Below are 3879 nucleotides of genomic sequence, written 5' to 3' on the forward strand. Positions count from 1 at the left end.
CCGGTCACCCCGCCAGCAGGATCGACGAGCTCCTGCCATGGAACTTGAACCCGTCAAGCTGAACAGGCGTGCCGCGGTGACAGCGCTTACGGCGGTGCTGGACTTGCGCTCAACAAAGCGTCGATCGACAAAGCCCAGATGCTGATCCGCAAGGGCACGAACCCCGAGATCGACAGCTACTCCGCCTTCCTCGAGAACGATAAGACCACCACGACCGGGCTTGCCGGCTACCTGCGTGATCGCGGCATTGAGCATGTGGTGATGTGCGGACTTGCGACTGACTTCTGCGTTGCCTTTTCGGCTCTCGATGCCATCGCGCTGGGCTTCAAGGTCACGCTCATCGAGGACGGCTGCCGCGGCATCGATCCCGCAGGCGTTGCGGCCCAGGTGCAGGCAATGAAGGACTCTGGCGTCACCATCGCCTGAGGCAACCCAATCGTTGCATGTATTCCGTTGACTTAAAAAAGAGAGCTCCCCAGAAAAGGGGTGCTCTCAAAAACCTGAAGATCTGCTCCGATAGCGTTAGTCGGTGTAGAGCGGAACCATAAGAACGGTGGTCTCGATTCCGTACGGCAGGATCGTGACGGTGTGAGTTTCAGGATCATCGCCGCCGATATCGATTTGGCTTGCCGCTTCACAGACCTTTTCGTGCGCTTCTGTTTGAGAACTTGCACGCTCTTCAGCTGCAGCTGCGATTTCCTCAGAAATCCCGACAATATAGTCGTCACACTTCACTTGGGTGATGTTTGCGAACGCGCCACTTGCGGACATCGAAAGTGCGAGAGAGAAAATCGAGATTTTATTAAACTTCATCGGTATTTCTCCGAGTTGTCAGTGATTCATATGCTATTGAGGAACTTAACTTAACGCAACGATAACTCATTGTGACATATAGATTTCACATTTATGCCATGCACCCCATCACTCACGATAGTCGTCTTACGCCTTGTATCTTTGTTTCCGGCTTAGCCTAATGCCCTGCTTCAGGATGAACGCCTTCAGCGCCACTGTGAAATCCGATGCCTTTATGCTTTGCCGCTCCTTTCTCCGAGAGACAAAGGAATGCGTCGCCAATCACTCGCGCCAACTTCGCAGTATCGAGCTTAAGACATAGTGCCGGTTGCACTGTTAGGGGAAAAGCGAGCATGAAGGCATTCGTACCTGTCTACAGGTTTATTTTATTTATGTGGCGAGTCCGCTGAGGGCGGTGGCAGCAGGTCCATCTCCTCACCGGTTAGTTCGGTGTGCATCATCTGCAGGGTCACATTGCCCGGGTTGCGCGCCAGCGCGTCCTCCAGCAGCGCGCGGCCCCGCGCCTCGTCGCCGGTGGCGAAGGCGATGCGGACCTGCATGATCCACGCATCCGTCAGTTGCGGATCGAGCCGGGTGGCCTCGGCGAATGCGTTCGAGGCGGAGGGCATATTGCGCATCACCAGCGCCATGCCGCCCAACTGCAGGTGGGTTTCGGGGAAATCGAGACGGCTGGCCATAGAGGCCTGCCACTCGGCAAAGGCCGCGCGCAACGCCCGTTTGTAGCGACCGGGCATATGGGCGATTTGCGCATCGAGCATTGACTGCGCAGCTGCCATGCGCACCGAGCGCGAAGGATCGCTGAGCGATTGAATGACGCGCGGCGCGCGTTCCATGGCCGGGGCGGAGCGCTGCAAGCGGACGGCGGCGCTGCGCACCAGTGGGTCGGGGTCTTGCAGCAAAGCCTCCAAGGCCGCGGCCTCGGCGGGATCGCCCGCCTGTTCCAGCAGGTAGAGCGCGGTGGCGCGCACGATGCCCGCCATATCGGTGTCTTGTGACAGGCTTCGCAGCTCGGGCGCGGCGCGGGCCGGATCGCGGCGGCCATGGGCGAGCACCTCGCCGTAGTGCGGGCCGCGATGGGTGCTGTCGGGGAACCACTCCTCAAGCGTCTCGGCGGCCCATTCGGGGCTCTGGTCTTCGTGGCAGGTGGTGCAGGCATCGGGGGCGGCGGTCTCGGCGGCAAGATCCGGGCGCGGGATGCGGAAGGAATGGTCAGCCCGCCAGTCGTTGCCCATGTAGACGCGTTCCACCATGTGGCAATTCTTGCACTGCGCGCCCGCTGAGCCCTCGGGGTGATGCGTGTGTTCGGGGCCATCGAAGACGTCGAGCGGCAGCGACGGGAACTCCGGGTTGCCCGCCGGGCTGTGGCACTGGGTGCAGACGGCGTTGCCCTCGGCGATCAGCTCGGCCTCATGCGGCAGGTGGCAGTTCGAGCAGCTGACGCCTTCGGCGTACATCTTCGATTGCAGAAAGGAGCCGTAGACATAGACCTCGTCGAGGATCTGCCCGTCGGCCTCATAGGCACCCTCGCGCAGAAGCGAGAGGTTGTAGGTGTCGTGATACGGCGTGCCGGGCACGGGGTTGCCGTCGGTGTAGGGCTCGCGCCGCGAATGGCATGTGGCGCATTGTTCGATCGCCTGAGCGGGGTCGGACATGTCGACGGGGAAGCCGGAGGCAGGGGGCGGTGCTTCCTGCGTGGTCTCATAGGTCTCGGCCCATTGGGCATGCGCCGCGCCGGGGCCGTGGCAGGCTTCACAGCCGACGCCGATCTCGACCTGCGTCGAGGCAAAGCTGCGGGTCTGCGGATCGTAATTGGCCTCGAACCCCGTGGCGTGACAGGCGGCGCAGCGGCTGTTCCATGTCTTGTAGGGGCCGGTCCAGTGCAGCCCGTCGTCGGGCGCATAGTTCTGCTGCGGATAGAGGTGGAACCAACCGCCCTTCTCGGTGTCCCAGACCACGTCAAAGCTCTGCAGGCGGCCCGGCTCGGTTTCGAGGATATACTGTTGCAGGGGCTCGACGCCGATCACCGAATGCACATCGTAGTCGGTGGTGACCCCGTCGAGCTCGGTGACGCTGACGCGCGGCGTGCCGTCCTCGGCGCGGGTGAAGCGCGCCTGCATGTCCCCGAGCGTAAATGCGCTGCCGTCGAAATCCGCGCTGATGTTGTCGGCGGTCGGCAGCGTCCAAGCGAGGGCGTGGTGCGAGCCTTCCCAATCCGCGCCGGCGGCCTCGTGACAGGCGATGCAGCGCTCGGAGCCGAGGTAATCCTGAGAGTGAGCGGGAATCGCAGCCACGACTACTGCTCCGACTGTCAGAAAGAGAGTCCATATGCCGCAGAGCTTAGAACATGCGTCCGCATCTCTGAGCTCAGCTTGAGCTTCCGTGTGGCTAGGAACATCGTTCGCTAAGGAGCGGAGAGGCAGGCGATTTCTCTTAAACACAGATCACTTCCAACGTTGTTTTCGGCTCAGGCGCGGTCAAAAGGTCGAGGCGCTTGTTTAGGATTGAGAGGCGGAAGGGCACTGACTTCGGAATTCTTGTGTCGGCTTGATCGCGTGACCTGCAGCGCTCCCCGCAGCGACGTCCAGGCCGAGCCGCCGGGATTGGCAGTCCCGCCACCTCTGTAGCGCTCAGCGCCAAGCGCCAGCAGCGCCGCCTCAACCGGCGCGGCACGGCGCGGATCCGCCCCCTCGACCCGCCCGGCCCAGAGATCGAGTGCCGGGCGTAGCGCGGTGTAATCGCTACGCCCGATGACCTGCATCAGCGCGCGCCAGGCATGGCGCTCCGAGGCAAGCTCGGTTTCGCGTCGCAGCGCCAGACGCCGTGTCAGCTCGGGCAGCAGCCAGCGCAGCACCAGCCACAGAAGGCTAAGCGCCAGCACCGCAGCCAGCGCCAGCAGCGCGATGAGTCGCTGATCGAGCGGCGCGCTACGCCCCGGCGGCGGGCCATCGATCTGCAACTCAAGGCCTGGGGCAGACGCGGTCTTCACCGTCGCCTCGTCAATGTCGTACCACGCCACCCGCACCTCCGGCAGCGTGCCACCGCCTCCGGCCTCGGCAACATAGGTGA

General features: G+C 62.7%; 3 protein-coding genes and 1 pseudogene. 1 reads left to right on the plus strand and 3 read right to left on the minus strand.

Features of this window, described 5'->3' with window-relative positions:
* The first annotated feature begins 138 nt into the window (after positions 1-138).
* A complete protein-coding gene (locus ACXAJT_RS27410; RefSeq protein ID WP_475242151.1) occupies positions 139-426 on the plus strand; it encodes an isochorismatase family protein in 288 nt (95 codons plus the stop codon).
* A gap of 96 nt (positions 427-522) precedes the next feature.
* On the opposite strand, the gene ACXAJT_RS27415 is transcribed toward ACXAJT_RS27410, so the two are convergent.
* The 3 genes and pseudogenes from ACXAJT_RS27415 to ACXAJT_RS27425 form a co-directional block, all read right to left on the minus strand.
* Positions 523-813 carry a hypothetical protein gene (locus ACXAJT_RS27415; protein ID WP_475242153.1) on the minus strand — a complete coding sequence of 97 codons (291 nt, stop codon included), beginning with the start codon at positions 811-813 and terminating at the stop codon, positions 523-525.
* A 365-nt stretch (positions 814-1178) separates the two neighbouring features.
* Complete coding sequence (locus ACXAJT_RS27420; RefSeq protein WP_475242155.1) at positions 1179-3104, minus strand: multiheme c-type cytochrome; 1926 nt, start codon at positions 3102-3104, stop codon at positions 1179-1181.
* Between the two features lie 173 nt (positions 3105-3277).
* Positions 3278-3879: pseudogene (locus tag ACXAJT_RS27425) on the minus strand (hypothetical protein); the annotation flags it as partial.

It is taken from the genome of Salipiger sp. ABF4_146, from assembly GCF_056161345.1.

Bases quoted from the DNA above. Each gene is read 5' to 3' on its own strand.
- ACXAJT_RS27410 (WP_475242151.1), top strand. From the start codon at position 139: ATGCTGATCCGCAAGGGCACGAACCCCGAGATCGACAGCTACTCCGCC.
- ACXAJT_RS27415 (WP_475242153.1), bottom strand. From the start codon at position 813: ATGAAGTTTAATAAAATCTCGATTTTCTCTCTCGCACTTTCGATGTCC.